General features: G+C 64.0%; 14 protein-coding genes. 4 read left to right on the top strand and 10 right to left on the bottom strand.

The features are described from left to right. Positions 1–2: 2 nt before the first annotated feature. Positions 3–4,238, top strand: coding sequence for a DNA-directed RNA polymerase subunit beta' (gene rpoC, locus D5041_RS04310; RefSeq protein WP_010103851.1), 4,236 nt, complete (start codon positions 3–5; stop codon positions 4,236–4,238). A 61-nt stretch (positions 4,239–4,299) separates the two neighbouring features. Here the strand turns inward: rpoC and cphA are convergent, their stop codons facing one another. The 4 genes from cphA to D5041_RS04290 form a co-directional block, all read right to left on the bottom strand. Then, complete coding sequence (cphA, locus tag D5041_RS04305; protein ID WP_265282346.1) at positions 4,300–6,879, bottom strand: cyanophycin synthetase; 2,580 nt, start codon at positions 6,877–6,879, stop codon at positions 4,300–4,302. A 33-nt stretch (positions 6,880–6,912) separates the two neighbouring features. Then, complete coding sequence (locus D5041_RS04300; RefSeq protein WP_265258196.1) at positions 6,913–9,120, bottom strand: cyanophycin synthetase; 2,208 nt, start codon at positions 9,118–9,120, stop codon at positions 6,913–6,915. A 134-nt stretch (positions 9,121–9,254) separates the two neighbouring features. Further along, the gene (locus D5041_RS04295; protein WP_029554021.1) at positions 9,255–10,652 is read right to left on the bottom strand and encodes a hypothetical protein; all 1,398 of its coding nucleotides are present in this window, start codon (positions 10,650–10,652) and stop codon (positions 9,255–9,257) included. Next, on the bottom strand, positions 10,645–10,866 hold the full coding sequence (locus D5041_RS04290; RefSeq protein WP_010100241.1) for a hypothetical protein: 222 nt from the start codon (positions 10,864–10,866) through the stop codon (positions 10,645–10,647). Before D5041_RS04290 ends, D5041_RS04295 begins: the two co-directional genes overlap by 8 nt. A gap of 215 nt (positions 10,867–11,081) precedes the next feature. Between D5041_RS04290 and D5041_RS04285 the strand changes: the two genes are divergently transcribed. From D5041_RS04285 to D5041_RS04275, 3 genes are all read left to right on the top strand, one after another. Then, positions 11,082–13,376 (top strand): cyanophycin metabolism-associated ABC transporter, encoded by a 2,295-nt coding sequence (locus D5041_RS04285; protein ID WP_265283955.1) that lies wholly within the window; start codon positions 11,082–11,084, stop codon positions 13,374–13,376. A 17-nt stretch (positions 13,377–13,393) separates the two neighbouring features. Next, the gene (locus D5041_RS04280; protein ID WP_010100244.1) at positions 13,394–13,888 is read left to right on the top strand and encodes a cyanophycin metabolism-associated DUF1854 family protein; all 495 of its coding nucleotides are present in this window, start codon (positions 13,394–13,396) and stop codon (positions 13,886–13,888) included. A 169-nt stretch (positions 13,889–14,057) separates the two neighbouring features. Beyond that, on the top strand, positions 14,058–14,480 hold the full coding sequence (locus tag D5041_RS04275) for a hypothetical protein (protein ID WP_029554022.1): 423 nt from the start codon (positions 14,058–14,060) through the stop codon (positions 14,478–14,480). A gap of 15 nt (positions 14,481–14,495) precedes the next feature. Here D5041_RS04275 and D5041_RS04270 read toward each other — a convergent pair whose 3' ends face one another. The 6 genes from D5041_RS04270 to pilO form a co-directional block, all read right to left on the bottom strand. Further along, positions 14,496–15,113 carry a LysE/ArgO family amino acid transporter gene (locus tag D5041_RS04270; protein WP_265283954.1) on the bottom strand — a complete coding sequence of 206 codons (618 nt, stop codon included), beginning with the start codon at positions 15,111–15,113 and terminating at the stop codon, positions 14,496–14,498. A gap of 66 nt (positions 15,114–15,179) precedes the next feature. Then, positions 15,180–16,271, bottom strand: a complete 1,092-nt coding sequence (aroB, locus tag D5041_RS04265) for a 3-dehydroquinate synthase (protein WP_265283953.1) — start codon at positions 16,269–16,271, stop codon at positions 15,180–15,182. Between the two features lie 190 nt (positions 16,272–16,461). Then, on the bottom strand, positions 16,462–17,646 hold the full coding sequence (locus tag D5041_RS04260) for an Ig-like domain-containing protein (protein ID WP_265283952.1): 1,185 nt from the start codon (positions 17,644–17,646) through the stop codon (positions 16,462–16,464). A 22-nt stretch (positions 17,647–17,668) separates the two neighbouring features. Continuing rightward, positions 17,669–19,804, bottom strand: a complete 2,136-nt coding sequence (locus tag D5041_RS04255) for a type IV pilus secretin PilQ (RefSeq protein WP_265283951.1) — start codon at positions 19,802–19,804, stop codon at positions 17,669–17,671. After that, positions 19,801–20,343 (bottom strand): pilus assembly protein PilP, encoded by a 543-nt coding sequence (locus D5041_RS04250; RefSeq protein ID WP_265282340.1) that lies wholly within the window; start codon positions 20,341–20,343, stop codon positions 19,801–19,803. The genes D5041_RS04255 and D5041_RS04250 overlap by 4 nt, the downstream gene beginning before the upstream one ends. Next, positions 20,343–21,002 (bottom strand): type IV pilus inner membrane component PilO, encoded by a 660-nt coding sequence (gene pilO, locus D5041_RS04245; protein ID WP_265282339.1) that lies wholly within the window; start codon positions 21,000–21,002, stop codon positions 20,343–20,345. Before pilO ends, D5041_RS04250 begins: the two co-directional genes overlap by 1 nt.

Below are 21,002 nucleotides of genomic sequence, written 5' to 3'. Positions count from 1 at the left end.
CCATGAAATCGCTGCTCGACCTGTTCAAACAATTCACCCCGGATGAGCATTTCGACGCCATCCGCATCGGCTTGGCCTCTCCCGAGAAAATCCACTCCTGGTCTTTCGGCGAGGTGAAAAAGCCCGAAACCATCAACTACCGCACCTTCAAACCCGAGCGCGACGGCCTGTTCTGCGCCAAGATTTTTGGTCCCATCAAGGACTACGAATGCCTGTGCGGCAAGTACAAGCGCCTCAAGCACCGCGGCGTAATCTGCGAGAAATGCGGCGTCGAGGTCACGCAGACCAAGGTGCGCCGCGAACGCATGGGCCACATCGACCTGGCCGCTCCCTGCGCGCACATCTGGTTCCTGAAGTCGCTGCCCTCGCGCCTGGGCATGGTGCTCGACATGACGCTGCGCGACATCGAGCGCGTGCTGTACTTTGAAGCCTACGTGGTGACCGACCCCGGAATGACCACGCTGAAGAAGTTCAGCATCATGTCCGAGGACGACTACGACGCCAAACGCAAGGAATTCGGCGACGAATTCATCGCCAAGATGGGCGCCGAAGGCATCAAGGACCTGCTCGAATCGATAGACATCGAGCTGTCGATCGAGCGCCTGCGCGGCGACCTGACCGGCTCCGAGGTCAAGGTCAAGAAAAACACCAAGCGCCTGAAAGTTCTCGAAGCGTTCAAGAAGTCCGGGATCAAGCCCGAGTGGATGGTGCTGGAGGTGCTTCCCGTGCTGCCGCCGGACCTGCGTCCGCTGGTGCCGCTCGACGGCGGGCGCTTTGCGACCTCCGACCTGAACGATCTGTACCGCCGCGTCATCAACCGCAACAGCCGCCTGCGCCGCCTGCTGGAACTCAAGGCCCCGGAGATCATCGCGCGCAACGAAAAGCGCATGCTGCAGGAGGCCGTCGATTCGCTGCTGGACAACGGCCGCCGCGGCAAGGCCATGACGGGCGCGAACAAGCGCGCGCTCAAGTCGCTGGCCGACATGATCAAGGGCAAGAGCGGCCGTTTCCGCCAGAACCTGCTGGGCAAGCGCGTGGACTACTCGGGCCGTTCCGTGATCACCGTGGGCCCGACGCTCAAGCTGCACCAATGCGGTCTGCCCAAGCTGATGGCGCTGGAGCTGTTCAAGCCCTTCATCTTCTCGCGCCTGGAGGCCATGGGAATCGCCACGACGATCAAGGCGGCGAAGAAGGAGGTCGAATCCGGAACGCCCGTGGTCTGGGACATCCTGGAAGAGGTCATCAAGGAACACCCGGTGATGCTCAACCGCGCGCCCACGCTGCACCGCATGGGAATCCAGGCTTTCGAGCCGATCCTCATCGAGGGCAAGGCGATCCAGCTGCACCCGCTGGTCTGCTCGGCGTTCAACGCCGACTTCGACGGCGACCAGATGGCCGTCCACGTCCCGCTGTCGGTGGAGGCGCAGATGGAAGCGCGCACGCTGATGCTGGCCTCGAACAACGTGCTGCTGCCGGCCTCGGGCGAGCCCTCCATCGTGCCCTCGCAGGACGTGGTGCTCGGCCTGTACTACGCCACCCGCGAGCGCATCAACGGCAAGGGCGAGGGACTGGTGTTTGCCGACACGGGCGAGGTACAGCGCGCGTTCGACGCAAACGAGCTGGAACTCGCCGCGCGCATCACCGTGCGCCTGACCGAGTGGATCAGGAACAAGGAAAGCGGCGAACTCGTCGCCTCGACCGCGCTCGTGGAAACCACGGCGGGCCGGGCCCTGTTGTCCGAAATCCTGCCCCGGGGCCTGCCGTTTTCGCACATCAACAAGGCGCTCAAGAAGAAGGAAATCTCGCGCCTGATCAACGTCTCGTTCCGCAAATGCGGGCTCAAGGAAACCGTGGTGTTTGCCGACAGGCTGCTGCAAAACGGCTTCCACCTGGCCACGCGCGCGGGAATCTCGATCGCCATCGACGACATGCTGGTGCCGCCGCAAAAGGCCGCGATCATCGAGCGCTCGGAGAAGGAGGTCAAGGAGATCGAGCAGCAGTACATCTCCGGTCTGGTCACCTCGGGCGAGCGCTACAACAAGGTGGTGGACATCTGGGGCAAGGCCGGCGACGAAGTCTCCAAGGCGATGATGGCCCGGCTCTCCAAGGAACAGGTCATCGACCGCCATGGCAACGAGGTCTCGCAGGAGTCCTTCAACTCGATCTACATGATGTCCGACTCGGGCGCCCGCGGCTCTCCCGCGCAGATCCGCCAGGTCGCCGGAATGCGGGGCCTGATGGCGAAGCCGGACGGATCGATCATCGAGACGCCGATCACCGCGAACTTCCGCGAAGGTCTGAACGTGCTGGAGTACTTCATCTCCACGCACGGCGCGCGCAAGGGCCTGGCCGACACGGCGCTCAAGACCGCGAACTCGGGCTACCTGACGCGCCGCCTGGTGGACGTGACGCAGGACTTGGTCGTGACCGAGGAAGACTGCGAGACCACGAATGGTTCGCTGATGCGCGCCATCGTCGAAGGCGGCGAGGTGATCGAATCGCTGCGCGACCGCATCCTGGGCCGCACTGCGGCCGAAGACGTGCTGCACCCCGAGAACCGCTCGGTGCTGCTCCCGGCGGGCGCGATGTTCGACGAAGACCTCATCGAAGAGCTCCAGGCCGCCGGCGTCGATGAAGTGAAGGTGCGCACCGCGCTGACCTGCGAGACCCGCTACGGCCTGTGCGCCAAATGCTATGGCCGCGACCTGGGCCGTGGCGGCCTGATCAACCTCGGCGAAGCCGTGGGCGTGATCGCCGCCCAGTCCATCGGCGAGCCCGGAACGCAGCTGACCATGCGCACCTTCCACATCGGCGGCGCGGCCTCGCGCGCGGCGATTGCGTCCAGCGTGGAAGCCCGGTCCAACGGCGTGATCGGCTTCAACGCGACGATGCGCTACGTGAGCAACACCAAGGGCGAGCTGGTGGTGATCGCCCGTTCGGGGGAAATCATCATCCACGACGAGCATGGCCGCGAGCGCGAGCGCCACAAGCTGCCGTATGGCGCAACGCTCACCGCCAAGGCCGACCAGAGCGTCAAGGCGGGAACCGTTCTTGCCACCTGGGATCCGCTGACGCGCCCGATCATCACCGAGTTCGCCGGCCGCACGAAGTTTGAAAACGTCGAAGAAGGACTCACGGTGGCGCGCCAGCTCGACGACGTGACGGGTCTGTCAACGCTGGTCGTGATCGATCCCAAGCGCCGCGGCGCCGCCAAGGTCGTGCGCCCGCAGGTCAAGCTCATCGACGCGCAGGGCAACGAGGTGAAGATCCCGGGCACCGACCACTCGGTGACCATAGGCTTTCCGGTCGGCTCGCTGATCCAGGTGCGCGACGGCCAGGACGTGGGCCCGGGCGAGGTACTCGCGCGCATCCCGGTCGAAGGGCAGAAGACGCGCGACATCACCGGCGGTCTGCCCCGCGTGGCCGAGCTGTTCGAAGCCCGCACGCCCAAGGACAAGGGCACGCTCGCGGAGATGACCGGCACCGTGTCGTTCGGCAAGGAAACCAAGGGCAAGGTCCGGTTGCAGATCACCGACCCCGAGGGCCATGTGTTCGAAGAGCTGGTTCCCAAGGAAAAGAACATCCTGGTGCACGAAGGCCAGGTGGTGAACAAGGGCGAATCCATCGTTGACGGCCCCGCCGATCCGCAGGACATCCTGCGCCTGCTGGGAATCGAAGAGCTCTCGCGCTACATCGTCGACGAGGTGCAGGACGTGTACCGCCTGCAGGGCGTAAAGATCAACGACAAGCACATCGAGGTGATCGTGCGCCAGATGCTGCGCCGCGTCGTCGTCGAGAACGCCGGCGAGTCGCAGTACATCAACGGTGAACAGGTCGAGCGCTCGGAGATCCTGAACACCAACGAGGCGCTGCTCGCCGCGGGCAAGATCCCCGCGACCTACAGCAACCTGCTGCTCGGCATCACCAAGGCCTCGCTGTCCACCGACTCGTTCATCTCCGCCGCGTCGTTCCAGGAAACCACGCGCGTGCTCACCGAGGCAGCGATCATGGGCAAGCGCGACGAGCTGCGCGGACTCAAGGAGAACGTCATCGTGGGGCGCCTGATCCCCGCCGGAACGGGCCTGGCCTACCACCAGGCGCGCAAGGCCAAGGACGCCATGGACGACGCCGAACGCCGCGCCATCGCCGACGCCGAGGCCGCCGAAATGGCCGCCCAGGCGCAAGCCCCCGAGCCGGACGGCAGCAGCATGACGGTCACCGACGCGGCGGCCGACTAAGGCGGCCGGACAAACGCCGCCGGCCGCCTGGCGTTCGGGACCGGCGGCGGATGTCAGGCCGTCAGGCCGTCACGCCGGCCTCGGCGCAGCGCCGGGTCAGGTGCTCGAGCGCCTGCGCCACCTGGTCGATCAGCACCAGGCACAGGTCGCCCGGCTGCAAGCGCGCGAGCGCGGCGTCGATGGCGCTGAACTCGCCGTGGATTTCCTCGACGTGGCGCACGCGCGCGGCGTCCGCCAGGCCTTGGCGCAGCAGCACCATCACCTCGCCGTCGGCGCGCCCGCGCTGCGCTGCGTCCTGGTAGAGGATGACCGTGTCGAACGCGGCACCCAAAATTTCGGTCTGCACACGCAGGTCTTCGTCGCGGCGATCGCCCGCGCCGCTGATCACCACGCTGCGCTGCCTTGCGGGCAGCGCGTCCACGGCGCAGACGAGCGCGCGCATGGCGTCGGGGTTGTGGCCGTAGTCGGCGATCACGGTCGCGCCCCGGTAGTCCATGACGTTGAAGCGCCCGGGCGCGTTGTCGCTGTCGTTCACAAAGCCTGACAGGCCCCGGCGCAGGGTCTGCCACGGCAGACCCACGCCCCAGGCGGCGGCCACGGCGGCCATGACGTTCTCGACCTGGAAGGCAATCCGGCCGTTGCGCGTGATCGGCATGTCGCGCAGTTGCATGGTTTCGCGCCACGACCCTTCGGACGCGACGATGGCGTCGCCATCGACGTACACGCTGCGCTGCCCCTGCGTGCGGTGCGTGACCATGACCGGGTGGTGCCGGTCGCTGGCAAAGTAGATCACCTTGCCGGGGCAGGCCGGGGCCATCGCGGCGACGATGGGGTCGGCGGCGTTGAGCACGGCGTAGCCGGTTGCGGCCACGTTCTGCACGATCACGCGCTTGAGGACGGCCAGGTCTTCCACCGTGGTGATGTAGTTCAGCCCCAGGTGGTCGCCGGCGCCGACGTTGGTCACCACGGCGACCTGGCAGCGGTCGAAGCCCAGTCCCTCGCGCAGGATTCCGCCGCGCGCGGTCTCGAACACTGCCGCATCGACCTCGGGGTGCAGCAGCACGTTGCGCGCGCTCTTCGGGCCGCTGCAGTCGCCGTCGTCGATCTGCCGGCCGTTCACGTACACGCCGTCGGTGTTCGTCATTCCCACGCGCAGGCCATGCGCCGTGAACAGGTGCGCGATGAGGCGCGCCGTGGTGGTCTTGCCGTTGGTTCCGGTGACCGCCACCACGGGAATGCGGCCGTCGTCGCCCGGCGCGTAGAGGCGATCGACCATGGCCTGCCCGACGTTGCGCGGCTTGCCGTAGGAGGGGGCCAGGTGCATGCGCAGTCCGGGGGCGGCGTTCACCTCGACGAAGCCGCCGCCCTGCTCTTCGAGCGGGCGCAGAACGGTCTCGGCGACCATGTCCACGCCGCAGATGTGCAGGCCCACCATCTGCGCCGCGGCCACGGCGCGCGCGGCGACTTCGGGGTGCACGTCGTCGGTGACGTCGGTGGCGCTGCCGCCCGTGGACAGGTTCGCGTTGTTGCGCAGGATGACGCGCTGGCCCTTGGCCGCAACGCAGTCCGGGGTCAGGCCCTGCAGGGCCAGGCGGGCCAGGGCGATGTCGTCGAGGCGGACCTTCGTCAGCGCGGTGGCGTGGCCCGTGCCGCGGCGCGGGTCCTGGTTCAGCGTGTCAACCAGTTCGCGCACCGTGTGCCGGCCGTCGCCGAGCACCTGCGGCGGGTCGCGGCGCGCCGCGGCCACCAGCTGTCCGCCGACCACCAGCAGGCGGTAATCGTGACCGGGCAGGAAGCGCTCGACCATCACCGCGCCGTATTCGGCGGCGGTGCCGTAAGCGGCCTCGAGCTGGGCGCGGTCGCCGACGTTCACCGTCACGCCCTTGCCCTGGTTGCCGTCCTGCGGTTTGAGCACCACGGGCAGGCCCACCTTGCACGCCACCTCCCAAGCCTGCTCCACGCTCGCCACCGGCTCGCCCAGCGGAACGGGAACACCGGCGGCGTGCAGCAGGCACTTGGTCAGGTGCTTGTCCTGGCCGATGGATTCGGCGACGGCGCTGGTGGCGTCGATTTCGGCGGCCTGGATGCGGCGCTGCCGGGAGCCCCAGCCAAACTGCACCAGACTGCCATGGGTCAGGCGGCGGTAGGGGATGCCACGGGCCACGGCGGCCTGCACGATGGCGCCGGTGCTCGGGCCCAGGCGCTCGTCCTCGTCGCGTTCGCGCAGTTCCGCGACCGCCCGGGCGGCGTCGAACAGGCCGTCGCCAAGCGCTGCGCGGATGAGCCGCTGCGCGTCGTCGAACGCCTGGCGGCCGACGGTCTCCTCGCTGTACTCGACGACGACCTGGAACACGCCCGCGTCGGTGGTCTGCGTGGTGCGCGCAAAGCTCACCGGGCAGCCCGCCTGCGCCTGCAACGCGAGCGCGGCGGCCTGCAGCACGTGCGCCAGCGAGATGTCACCGTCGCCGCCCTCGGGGTGGAGCACGCCGATCGCGGGGAACAGGGCGCGCAGCCGGGCTTCGAAGCCGCTCATCCGGCCCACGGCGCACTCGGTCTGCGCGCAGCGCACCAGGGCTTCGATGGCCATGTGGCGGCTCCAGAGGTTCGGGCCGCGCAGGGCCCGGGTGCGGGATACTTCCATGGCAGTCGGTCTCTTTCAGTGCGTGGGGGGACGTCAGGAGCGCAGGCCGGCGCGCGCCGCGAACTCGGGCTCGAAGGTCTTGATTCCTGCGCCAATCAGGTCGGGGGCGATGTCCAGCGCCCACGCGGCGCCGATCGCGGCGAGCAGCGCGTCGGTGTCGGGGCGCACGGCATGGCGCCCGAAACAGAGCTCCGACAACGGTCCGAGCCGCTGCCCGGCGCTTCCCGTGGCGAGCAGCACGCAGCCGTTTTCCACGACCACGGCGCGGCCGTTGTCGCGCGCGCGGTGCGCGGCGATCGCGGGCAGGGCGGCGTCCTGCGCGTACAGCAGCACGCCGCCGTCGCACAGCGGCGCCAGGTCCGCGACCTGGGCAATCGCGGCGTTCAGGACGGCGGCGCCCCCGGTGAGCACTACGTCGATCTGGGTGCGCAGTACCCGGGTCATCTGCGCCTGCTCGTGCAGGTCGAACTCGGCCAGCGTTTCCACGCCGTCCATGTCGGTCACCACGCCCACCTGGCAGCGGTCGTAGGCCAGGCCATCACGCAGGATGCTGCGCGCGTCGCTTTCGATCACCGCGGCCTGCACCATCTTGTTCATGAGCAGGCAGCGCGCCGCTTCCCAGTGCGCGCAGTCGCCGGCCTGCACGCAGCGGCGGTTCAGGAACAGCCCTTCGCGGCAGGCCAGTCCGGTGTGGCGCCCGCTGAGTTGCAGCAGCCAGGCCACGAGGCGCGCGATGGTCGCCGTGCCGCGCGTTCCCGCGACGCCGACCACGGGAATCCGCCCGGCCTGGTTGTCCGCAGCGTCCTCCGCGGGGAACAGGTGCTCCACGATCGCCTGGCCCACCGGGCGCGGCGCGCCCACGGCGGGCTTGAGGTGCATGAGCAGTCCGGGGCCGGCGTTGACCTCGACGATCGCGCCGCCCTGCTCCTGCAGCGGCCTGGAGATGTCGCGCGCCACCAGGTCGATTCCGGCGATGTCCAGGCCCACCACCTTGGCCGCCAGCGCCGCGGTGTAGGCCACCTCGGGGTGCACCTCGTCCGTGCAGTCCACGGCCACGTTGCCGTTGCGCTGCACCACGATCTGCCGGCCGGCAGCGGGAACCGAAGCGGCGTCCAGCCCCTGGCGCCTGAGTTCCAACTGCACTGCGGCGCTGCGTTCGACGTTGATGATTGCCAGCGGGTACTCCTCTTCGTAGCCCCGGCGCGGGTCGGCGTTGAGCTGGCTGTCGATCAGTTCGGCCACCGTGGAGCGGCCATTGCCCGTGATGCCCACGACCTCGCCGCGCGCCGCGGCGACCATCTTTCCGCCGACCACCAGCAGGCGGTGCTCGTCGCCCGGAATGAAGCGCTCGACGAGCACGCCGCTGCCCTCGGGGCGGGCGGCATGGTAGGCGGCTTCGATGTCCTGCTGCGCGCGCAGGTCCAGCGTCACGCCGCGGCCGTGGTTGCCGTCCGACGGCTTGAGCACCACGGGCAGGCCGATGTCCTGCGCGGCCTGCCAGGCTTCTTCGGGGCTATCGACCAATTGGCCTTCGGGGATCGGCACACCGCAGGAGCGCAGCAGGCCCTTGGTCAGGTCCTTGTCGCCGGCGATGCCTTCGGCGATGGCGCTGGTGAACTCGGTCTCGGCGGTCCAGATGCGGCGCTGGCTGGCGCCGTAGCCCAGTTGCACCAGGTTGCCGCTGTTCAGGCGGATATGCGGGATTGCGCGCTCGGTCGCGGCGGTGACGATGCAGGCCGTGCTCGGGCCCAGGTACTGGTCGTCAACCTCGGTGCGCACGCGCGCCACGGCCGCCGGCACGTCAAAGGCCAGGCCGTTGATCGCCGCCATGATCAGGCAGTGGCCCTGCGCCAGCGCCACCCGGCCGACCTGCTCGTCGCGCGCGCGAAACACCATGCGGTACACGCCGCGCTGCGAAGTGCCGCGCGTCTGACCAAAGCCCGTGGGCATTCCCGCAAGATTGAGCAGTTCGATGACGATGTGCTCGAGCACATGGCCGCACCAAGTGCCTTCCTGCAGGCGCTGCAGGAAGCCGCCGCGCTCGCCCACGCCGCAGTGGTGCTCGATCAGCGCCGGCAGCCAGCTGGTCAGGCGCTCGGTAAAACCGGGCAGCGTGTTCGAGGCACGCTCCTCCAGCCCGCCCAGATCGAGCCACACCTCGAGCACGGGCCGGTAGGTCCAGATATTCGGGCCGCGCAGGTAGTTGATGCGCAGCAGTTGGATGTCGTCGAATTGCGCCATGGGTTGCAGCGGGTGGGGTTTGCGGTGTTTCTTTCGGGCGCTGATTGTGCGCCGGTCGGGGGGGTCGTTTGCCGTGCCAGGAGTCGTCGGACGCCGTCAGCCAGACAATGACCGCAGACCCTGCGCGCGCAGGCTCACGGCGCTCGATTCCTCGGCCTGACGCCGCCCCTGCGCCCCAGGCCAAAGCCGATGCGGTAGAGGTCCGGCATGTCGATGCGACCGTCCTCCCTGGTTTTGATCAGGCCCAGCCGCTGCAAGTCCTCGCGCAGGCCGTCCCAGCCGCGCTCGGCGTGCTGCGCCGGCAGCCGCAGCGAGGCAATGCTTTGCGGCCCGTCAGGAAACCGTGCCTGCCAGCGCGCTTGCACCTCGGCGTAGTCGCACGGCACGCTCATTCCCCTGAGCTCCGAGAGCAGGTCCGATACCCAGGGGTAGTCCTCGGCCATTTCCTGCACGCGGATCTCCGACGCCTTCTGAATGCCGCGCTTCATGCTCTCGTAATGCAGGGCAAGCGCGTGCTCCGGGTACCGGTTGCCGGAGTCCTCGGCGACCTGGCGGATCGCCGCGAGAAAGGAGCGCGGCGAGGTCTGGCCGCGCCCGTCCGCCAAGTGGCTGACGCACCAGCTATAGGGCACACCGCGCCGCCGGTCGCTGCCCATCCAGGGGCCGGCAAGCCGCTCGAACAGTGCACGCTGCGTGCTGGATTCCCGCTTCATGGCATCGGGCAACCACCAGACGCCGTCGTACTTCGTCGCGTAGGCCATCGCGCACAAACATTCGCCGTGCGGATCCGGCGCGTTCACCAGCCGCTGCCACAGCAAGCCGTGCAGATCGTGTCTGGCCCAAACCAGCTCGGCCCGGGTGGCCGCGAGCTTGGACGCGTCCGGAAAGTTGAAAACGGTGCGCTGCGCCTGGTCTTCGCGCAAAAAAACCTTCGCGTGCAGGCCCGGAAAAGACTGGATCCAAAGCATGGCCCGCAAAAGGCCGCGCACGATGTCATCCATTCGCTGCCAGTCGTTGCTCGTGCGGTCCAGGGCATCGAACAGGATCAGGCCACGCCAGTCGCCGCGGCGTTGCATCAGGCGCGCCGCGGCTTCGGGTTTGGACTTCAGCCAAGCGACGGTGTCCGGCCAACTGGCCATGGGCACGCTCTGCTGCGCGCGCTCAGCGATCCAGCGCAACACGGTGGCGCGCCAGAGATCGCAAGGATCCCCCCCGCCATCGATGAAGGCAGCGAACACGTCGGCGTTCGGATAGTGGCCAATGTCCTGCCGGCCGGCAAAACCCACCCGAACCTCGACGCCATCGAGTTCGGGTGAACCGATCAGCCCACGCAGCGTGCTGGACTGCAACACGGCCGTCCAAAAAGACTTCCCCACACCCCGCCCCCCCACGACCACGCTGGTGTCCATGCGCAGCGCCCTCAGGTGCGACAAGGGGATGTACAGCGCACCCGGCTGCAACTCACCGCCAGGACTGCCGGTTTCCTCAAGCGCTGACAAGATGGCGGCGCGCAATGTGCGTGCATCAGACATCGGCATCCTCCGATCCGGGGGTCCCACTTCCACTGACCCCGCCCATCAAGGGGCCGAAAAGGGCGTGCACTGCTTGCGCATCGGTGAGGTACTCATGGAAGAAACCCGGCTGCGTGCGCGCGGAGTGCTCCTCGCGCACGGGCCGGCAGGTCCGGATAGTCGGGCCGCGCAGGGGGTGGCTGCGCAGCAGTTGAATGTCGTCGAATTGCGCCATGGATTGCAGCGGGTGGGTGGGCGGTGCGGGCTTGGGAATCTGGTGTTTTTCAGGCGCCGATTGTGCGCCAGTCCGGTGGGCTCCAGCGCCCTGGCCGGGTCAGCCAAATCGTCGCATCGGACGTTGAACCCGTCTGGGCTTGCGCATCGGTGAGAATGCGCGCTCGCGCGCGGTCGGCCGCTGCAGGCTGCCGGTGGCAGAAATACCAAACAAAAATGCAACATCACCATGTCGTGGACGCCTCGGGTGTCTCTTGCGGCTCGGCCGACCTGCGGGCCATGCTCGCTCCCGGGGAGAACGTGCTGGCAACGCTGCAGGTTGACCTGAGCGCGGCGCTGCGCTTTGCCGCAGGCTCGGTGGTGCTCACGTCCGAACGCCTGCTGGCCTGCGACCCGGGCAACACGGTCTGGCGCAGCTGGCCCGTGGACGGCACCCTGGCGCTGCGCCTGCACGACCATGGTGGCCTGGGCACGCTGGAACTGCACGACGCCCAGTCCCGCCTGGCGCTGTGGCGCTTTACCCTGTCGCGCCACACCCAGGCGCTGCGTCTGGTGCACGGCTTCGAACGGCAGAGCGCCCGGGGCGAGGACCAGGCAGCAGATACAGCCGACGCCCCTGCCTGCCCCACCTGCCATGAACCGCTGCCCCCCGACAGCACCGAATGCCCGGCCTGCGCCCGCGCGCAGCCCGCACAAACCTCCACCTGGGTGCTGCTGCGCCTGTGGCGTTTTGCGCGGCCTTACCGCGGGCAGCTGGCCGCCGGCTTTGCCCTGACGCTGGCGTCCATGGCCGCCACGCTGGTCGCGCCGTACCTCACGATCCCGCTGGTGGACGAGATCCTGATCCCGTTCCAGAACGGCCAGCAGATCGCACCCGACCTGGTGCTGCTCTACCTGGGCGGGCTGCTTTTGTCCGCGCTCGCCGCCTGGGGCCTGGGCTGGGCGCGCACCTACATCCTGGCGCTGGTGTCCGAACGCATCGGCGCCGACCTGCGCACCACGACCTACGAGCACCTGATGCGCCTGTCGCTGGACTACTTTGGCGGCAAGCGCACGGGCGACCTGATGGCGCGCATCGGCTCGGAGACCGACCGCATCAACGTCTTTCTGTCGATGCACGCGCTCGATTTCGCCACCGACCTGCTCATGATCGCCATGACGGCGGCGATCCTGTTCTCCATCAACCCCTGGCTGGCGCTGGTCACGCTGCTGCCGCTGCCGTTCATCGGCTGGATGATCCACACCGTGCGCGACCGCCTGCGCACCGGCTTCGAGAAGATCGACCGGGTCTGGTCCGAGGTGACAAACGTGCTCGCCGACACCATTCCCGGAATCCGCGTGGTCAAGGCCTTTGCCCAGGAACAGCGCGAATCCCGGCGCTTTCACGCGGCCAACCAGCACAACCTGGAGGTCAACGACAAGCTCAACCGGACCTGGAGCCTGTTCACGCCCACGGTCTCGCTGCTCACCGAAATCGGCCTGCTGGTGGTCTGGGCGTTCGGCATCTGGCTGGTCGCGCACAGCCGGATCACGGTCGGCGTTCTCTCGGCCTTCGTCGCCTACATCGGGCGCTTCTACGGGCGGCTCGACTCGATGAGCCGCATCGTCTCGGTCACGCAAAAGGCCGCAGCGGGCGCGAAACGCATCTTCGACATCCTCGACCACGTGAGCAGCGTTCCCGACCCCGCCCAGCCCGTGCAACTCGACCAGGTCCGGGGCGCCATCGGCCTGCGGGCAGTGGGCTTTCGCTACGGCAGCCGCGCCGTCATCGCGGGGCTGAGTCTGGACATCCGCCCCGGCGAGATGATCGGCCTGGTGGGGCACAGCGGATCGGGCAAGAGCACGCTGGTGAACCTGATCAGCCGCTTCTACGACGTGAGCGAGGGCTCCATCCAGGTTGACGGCGTGGACATCCGCCGCTTTGCCGTGGCCGACTACCGCCGCCACATCGGCCTGGTGCTGCAAGAGCCCTTTCTGTTCTTCGGAACGATCGCCGAGAACATCGCCTACGGCAAGCCCGGGGCCACACGCGACGAGATCGTCGCCGCAGCGCGCGCCGCGCATGCGCATGAATTCATCCTGCGCCTGCCGCACGGCTACGACGCGCTCGTGGGCGAGCGCGGCCAGGGCCTGTCGGGCGGCGAACGCCAGCGCGTTTCGATCGCGCGCGCGCTGCTCATCGACCCGCGCATCCTGATCCTGGACGAGGCGACCTCGGCCGTGGACACGGAAACCGAAAAGGAAATCCAGAAGGCGCTGGACAACCTGGTGCGGGGCCGCACGACGATTGCCATCGCGCACCGCCTCTCGACGCTGCGCAAGGCCGACCGGCTGGTCGTCATGGACCGCGGGGCCGTGGTCGAGGTCGGCGCGCACGACGAACTCATGCACAAGCAGGGCGCGTACTGGCGGCTCCACGAGGCGCAGGCGCGCCGCGCCGCCTACGACGCCGCCGCCCCGTCCGATGGCGCACGCAGCGCCGGCCGCGAACTGCACGCCGACAAACCCTGACCCCGCCGGAGCCGGCCATGAACGCAACCCCCTGCCCGTCGCCGTCTCCCGCGTTCGCGCTCACGCGCAACGCGCATGGCCGCCTGGTACTGACATTGCCCGACGGCACGGCGCACGAGGGCGTGACGCCGGTGCGCGCCTTCCCGATCGCCGCGCCCGCAGAGGGCCTGGCGCTGCTCGGCCCCGACGGCCACGAACTGCTGTGGATTGCCCGGCTCGATCGGCTCGCCGACGCCGTCCGGCAGCGCATAGAGGAAGAGCTGGCAGTGCGCGAATTTGCGCCCGGCATCGAAAAAATCCTTGCCGTCTCCAGCTTCTCCACGCCCAGCACCTGGGACGTGGAAACCGACCGGGGCCCGGCCCGGCTCGTCCTCAGGGCCGAAGAAGACATCCGCCGCCTCGATGGACGCACGCACCTGCTGATCGCCAGCGGCGACGGCGTGCTGTTCCGGATCCGGGACAGCACGGCGCTGGAGCGGCATTCGCGGCGCCTGCTCGAACGCTTTCTCTGACCGGCCTCCGGGGGCGGCGTGCGCCAAAACAACGGGCGGCCATGGGGGAAACACCGGATTTCGGGCCACCCGTGAGAAAGACCTCAATTTCCCCTTCTTTTTGCCGTAAGGAATGTACGAAGAGGCCGAAAGACCCACAGCACTGCTTCTCCAAACTTGGGCCATTGCCATGCAACTGCCACCTGTCGACCGATCGCCAAATTGGCGCCCCCCCGGCGCTGATTTGTATTCCACGGGCGCTTCGGGGGCGCCACCGGTGCGCCCCGTCAACGCACCGACCCCCGTCGAATCACTCGACCGGCTGGGAGAAGGCGCCACCGCGCGCACGCCGGACAGGTCTCCCACCGCCGAAGCGCCCCCCCGTGACTGGACCGTGGACAGGAAGCGGGAAGCCGTCGAACAGCCGCCGCCCAGGGAACCACCCATGTACAAGCAGCTTCTGGAATTCATTCAGTCCATGTGGCGCGCCAGCGGCAGCGCCATCGAGATCGCCCAGGAGTTGAACCGGACGACGCAGCAGGAGCGCCTTGCCCAGCAAGCCAAGTCGCCAACCTACCCCGACCCGAAGGTCAAGCGCACCGACGGAGCATGAGCGCGCACGCCGGAATCACCCCGCCGACCGCAGCAGACCCACCGCCAGCAGCCCCATCGTGAGCGCAATCAGCGCGTCCAGAACCCGCCATGCCTGCGGCGCAGCAAACACCGGCGCGAGCCAGCGGGCACCATAGCCCAGCGCCGCGAACCACACGCAGCTGGCCAGGGTCGCCCCCACGGCAAAGCCCGCGCGGGGCGCGTCGCCGTAGGGGCTGGCGATAGCGCCGAGCAGCAGCACGGTGTCCAGATACACATGGGGATTGAGCCAGGTGAGCGCGGCCGCGGTGAGCACGGCGCCCCGGGCGCTCGGCAACGGCACCGAAGCCCCCGGATCCAGGCCCCCGGGGCGCCATGCGCGCGCCGCCGTCCGGAGGGCGTAGAGCAACAGGAACGCCGCGCCCAGCCACCGGAGCGCCGACGCCAGCGCAGGCCACGCCAACGCCGTGGCGCCCAGGCCCCAGACACCAACCTGAATCAGGATGGCGTCGGACAGCGCGCACACCAGCACCACCCCGAACACATGCTCGCGCCGCAGCCCCTGGCGCAGCACGAAAACGTTCTGCGCCCCGATGGCAATGATGAGCATGGCGCCCGACGAGAAGCCATGGACGCAGGCGTGAAGAATCGTCATGCGCCCGATTATTCACGCGGCCCGATGTCCCGCATGGGCGCAACCCCGCGTCACAAAAGACCGCACTCACCCGCAGCAAGCGCCAATGACCTCGCGCACCAGCGCGTCGGAGGCGGTACGCAGCGCGGCCTTGCCTGGTCCATCGATCACCACGAAGCGAATCTCTCCTGCTTCGGACTTCTTGTCGACGCGCATCAGATCGAGGTACCGCCCTGCGTTATCCGCCGCATTGATGACCGGCCCCCGGACAGGCAGGCCGGCGCGCTGAATCAGGGTCGTCAGACGCTGAACAAAGAAACCATCGACCAGTCCCAGTCTGCGCGAAAGCTCTGCGGCCATCACCATGCCCGCGGCAACGGCTTCGCCGTGAAGCCAGACACCGTAGCCCATGCCCGCTTCGATCGCATGGGCAAAGGTGTGGCCGAAATTCAGGATGGCGCGCAATCCGGTTTCCTTTTCGTCCTGTCCGACGACCCAGGCCTTGATCTCGCAGCTGCGCCGTACAACATGCGCCAACGCCCCACGGTCCTTGGCCAGCACGGCGTCCAGGGAAGCCTCCAGCCAGTCCATCAAGGCCATGTCGGCGATCGGACCGTATTTGATGACCTCGGCCAAACCGGCGCTCAACTCCCTTTGAGGCAAGGTAGCCAGCATGTCCAGATCACAAATGACGAGCCGGGGCTGGTAGAAGGCCCCGATCATGTTTTTCCCGAGTCGATGGTTGATCGCGGTTTTCCCCCCCACCGAAGAATCGACCTGGGCCAGCAAGGTGGTAGGAATTTGGACGAAGGCAATGCCGCGCATATAGGTTGCGGCGGCAAAACCGGTCACGTCCCCGATGACCCCGCCACCCAGGGCAAACAACACCGTCTTGCGATCACAGCCCCATTCCAGCAAGGCCGTAAATATGCGGTCCAAAGAGTTCCCATTCTTGAACTCCTCACCATCCGGCAGTTCAAGCACCCGAACCTGCGGATAAACCGTCGCCAAGAATGCCGTCCACCCAGCCAAGTGCAGGCGCGCCACCGTGGTGTTGCTTACCACCACGGCGGTGGTGGACCGGATATCAGCCAATAGCGGCAGCCCATCCGGGAAGATGCGTGAACCAATCACTATAGGGTAGCTGCGATCGCCCAAGGATATTTCAACTGAGTGCATGGAAAACCAAAAATATCATGACAACGTCCATTCGTGTCGCAGTGAAAAATCCATCGAACAAGAAGTCTTATTCTCAAGCAAAAGGATCCATCCGGATGGATTGGTCCTTTTGCATGTCATGCCAGTGTCGTTGGTGTTTCCGCTGAAGGATCTGTGCATCTCCGTGAGGCATCATTCTTGATGCTCAACATCACGGTGGTGGTGGTCGGATACGGTCGACGCATTGTGCAGTACCATTCTTGATGGTCAACGTCACCGTCTGTCTTATCAATTTGGTGTCATATATGTCGATTGGAATAACTCTGTCCGCATCTACACACCGCTCCACGGTGACAATCATATTGGGATTAGGATTAGCATTATTCATTGTTATCCTGATGAACGGTTGATCGTCCAAGCTGAACAGTGGTGCATAAGGTTTTGTACCACCATCGATCAGGAATAAAATGTCCCCCCTGAAATTCTCGTTGACATCATATTTGATAGGTGCAACCTTGATCAGGTCCGGGTTGATCGTTACCGAAATAGTAATTGACTGGCCAACACTGTCCGTGACAACAACTCTGGCCAATCCCGCAGCAACCAGTGTAATGGTGACCACCGAGCCTGAAATGGACGCCGTGGCCAGGTTCGTGTTGCTGTCCCTTGTATTGTCAAATGTCACAGCAGATTTCACGGTATAGGGAGCGGTACCGCCAGAGATGATCACCTCATGGATTGTATTTGCAGGAGCAGTGATCGATTCCGGGTCGGCCTTCAGCGCAGGAGACGTAGAAGACGCAGAAACCTGTACCGTCACTTTGACCTTCAGAGTCGTCACTCCAGTGGCATCAGTTACCACGATGTCGGAGTCACCCGCTATGGACTGGGCCGTGACTGTGACAACGGCCGAACGAGAAATGCTGGCAACTGCCACAGCGGGATTGGAACTGATGACCGTGTATCCAGGGATACCCCCCCTGACATTGAACTGCCGGGATTGACCTGCGGTCAAACTAAACGATTCACCGGCGTTGCTGCTCATCGGAACGGCCTGTGTAGCGCCCTTGATTTTCACCTGTTGGGAAGGCAAACTCTCGTCGTAAACAACGATTTCACCCTCCTCTCCTGTTCCATAAGCACGAACCCATAGAACGTCATCCTCCACCTTCGCTTCCAAGCCCCCCACATTGTCAAATGTATCGTAAGGCTTTGTCCCTCCGCGTATCTGGGTCGCCTCCCACCAACCGCCCCCTACAGGAACGATAACGCCACTAATCTGAGGCTGCATTCTCAAGGTGGCAGAAGGTCCGTTTGGCGTGCCACTATTTCCACCACCACAGGCCGCCGCCACAATGGCAACAAGCACGAACAAAAATTTAAGGGTATTTTTCATGATCGTCTATCTGGTTAGCAAATTACCTCTTCGGTCCATTGTCCGAAATGACTTTCGGAGTAATGAAGACCAACATCTCGCGCTTCGTTGATTCTTTGGTTCTCTTTTTGAACAGATTTCCCACTACAGGAATATCACCGATGAATGGAATCCTGCTTTCCTGATTCGTTTCTTCCATCTCGAAAATTCCGCCAATTACTACTGTCCCGCCATTTTCAATCAAGATTTGGGTTTTGATGTGCTTTGTATCGATGGCAACGCCCTGATCTGTGGATTCCCCTCGACTATCCTTGTTCACGTCCAAGTCAAGAATTATGCTTCCTTCCGGGGTGATTTGTGGCGTCACCTCCAGTTTCAGCACTGCTTTCTTGAACGCCAGCGTAGTTGCACCATTGGGCGCCGTCACGGAATAAGGGTATTCCGTACCCTGCTCGATCAGCGCCTTGGTTTGGTCCGCCGTGATGATTCGTGGGCTTGAAACGATACGACCTTTTCCATCGGCCTCCATCGCGGATAGTTCCAGGTTCAGGAACCTGTTGGCGGCAGCGTTGAAGATGGAAAGCGCGAAACTTCCGACACTGCTCTCAGTCGAAATGCTGGCGGGAAGATTTACAAAGTTCCCATTGGTGCTCGTGTTTCCTCCCGCACCGCTGGAGGCAATTGCATTATTGTACGAAGTGCCAAAAGCCACCCGGTTATTCCCACCAATTCCGTAGCCACCGTCTCCTCCGCGATTCGCGCGCAAGTCGGTTGCCCCCAGGCGCACACCCAGCGAACGGCCAAACGAATCACGGGCCTCCACAATACGTGCCTCAATCAAAACCTGGCGGACGGGGATATCCAGATTGGCCAAGAGCAGACGAACCTCCTCCAGTTTACCGGGAGTATCCGTGACAAACAGCTGATTCGTCCTGGGCTCAGAAATCGCACTTCCACGTTCTGAAAGAAAACGCGAGGCCTGCGCGCCACCGCCACCGCCACCAGCCGAGAGCTGCGTAATGAGATCGGCTGCTTTCGCATAATTGAGTTGAAATGCCTGCGTCCTCAGGGGTTCCAGCCGCTGTATTGCCTGCGCTGCCTCGAATTCCTTCTTGATTCGGGCATCAATTTCATCCTTCGGCGCAATCCATATTACGGACCCGGATTTGCGCATACCCAGACCTCTGGCATCCATGATGATCTGGAGCGCCTGGTCCCAGGGCACGTCCTTGAGTCGCAGCGTAAGAGTGCCCCCAACCGTGTCCGAAGTCACGATATTGAAATTCGTGAAGTCAGCAATCACTTGCAGCAGCGATCTCACTTCAATATTCTGAAAATTCAGCGAAAGCTTCTCACCAGAGTATCCTGGGCCTTGTGTCAGTTTGCTCAGGTCCACCTTCTTTTGACGGATTTCCACAACGAACTGATTGTCACTCTGATATGCACTGTGCTCCCAATCTCCGGTAGATTCGATCAGCATGCGGACACGCTCGCCTGATTGTGTCGTAGTCACTGTTTGCACGGGCGTTCCAAAATCGCTCACGTCGAGGCGCCGACGCAATCCTTCAGGTAGGGAGGAATGCAAGAATTCGATCATGATCCCCTTTGGCTGCTGTTGAAGATCCACTCCAACCTGTGTGCTGGCCAGATTGACGATCACACGACCAGAGCCATCGGTGCCACGGCGAAAATCAATATCCTTCAAGGATGATATTTCGCCACTTTCATTTTCAGAAACGTTGGCCGCAGGAGTCGCCGCGGCAGAAGACGCAGCAGCTGCTGACCCCAAAGACAAAACAAGCGATTTCCCTTGAATATCGGTATGGTAAGATGATGGTGATTTCAAATTCAAAATCACCCGCGTGCGCCCGCTGGTTTGAACGATATTCACGGATTTCAAATTTCCAAGATTCATCTCGTGCACGGATTTTCCCGTGGAATTGGAAACCCCTTGAAAATCAAGTGCGATGCGTGCCGGCGACTGCGTTGCAAACCCCGTTGGAGGTTTCGCCAGAGCATCAGAAAAGTCGATCTTCAAGATCTCCACTCCGCTTTGTACGCTGGATGCAAGCGCGTTGATTTCCACCTGTGCAGCCGCAGCAAAAGAAAGGATTGCAATAAAGACTCCCATAGCAGCGTTACGGAAGAAATTCATAAACAAGCCATTATTGTGTTTCATTTTTTACCCTCTTGCAGATCAAGCGACGCTGAGCGCTCCACCCAATCCCCGGTTGTGTCCTGCACTATTTCACGCAATTGAATCGAAGACTCGGTTATTTTGACGATTTTCCCATAATTTTTTCCCAGGTAGTTTCCAATTTTAACCTGATAGATCAAATTATCAATTCGCAACAATGCAGTGGGCGTATCCTCTTTGTTCAAACTGCCAACCATGGCTATCGACTCCAACGCAAATGCTTCCAAAGGCTCTTTGCGTCGGGCCATCTCGGGAGCAACCAACGCCGAGTTGGATGCAGTCTGTACGGAATCACGTTGCAAGATCTGGGTCAATCTGAGCGCGTTGAAGGGCTCCGTCGCATCGCCCTGTGTATATGATTCAGGGACGAATTTCTTGGGCTCTTCCAAAGGTTTGACACCAGGCTTTGCATTGGCTCGCTGATCCGCCATCCACTGGTGCAACTCCTCCTGCCCTGCGGGACCGCAACCCGACAAGATGAATGCCAGCAAGACTGAAAGTAACGCTCGACGGGCTTTCATCACTTGGCACCCCCCGCTTTTTTCTGAGCTTGAACTTCTCCGGGGTCCAGATATCTGTAAGTGCGGGCTGTAGCCTCCATCGCCAGCGCATCGTTCACCGGTGTAATGGATATGTTGTTGAGCGTCACGATGCGCGAAAGATGAGCCACATCCGATGCGAAAGCGCCAATATCGTGGTACTTCCCCGTCACACGAATTGCTATGGGAAGTTCAGCGTAATAATCTTTGACAGCAACCTGACCGGGTTTGAAAAGATCAAACTTCAGATTTCGACTCGCACCGGACTTGGTTATATCCGAAACCAGGTCTGCCATTTCAGCTTTGTTGGGCAGCTGTTTTTCCAACTGCACGACGTAATGTTGAATCTGCTCCCTCTGTTTTTTCAAGCTCTCCAAGTTGACTGCCTTGACCAAATTTTTCTGAAATTCATCCCGTGCGGCGGCTTCCTTGCCGCGCTCACCGTCCAATTCGGTCTCATAGTCCTTCAAGAAAACAAACCATGCGACAAATGCAACAGCCACGACTGTCAACAAAAAGAGGGCCATCCTGGGGACCGTTGGCCAGTTGGAAGGATCTTTCGGATCCAGATTTTTGAATTGTCGCTGAACTATATCCATCCGTTCAGCAAAGCTGATGGAGTTCTCTTTCTTTTTCGCCAT

Source organism: Verminephrobacter aporrectodeae subsp. tuberculatae, from assembly GCF_026127385.1.
Taxonomy (GTDB): Bacteria; Pseudomonadota; Gammaproteobacteria; order Burkholderiales; family Burkholderiaceae_C; genus Acidovorax; species Acidovorax aporrectodeae.
This window is presented reverse-complemented; position numbering and strand designations above follow the sequence as displayed.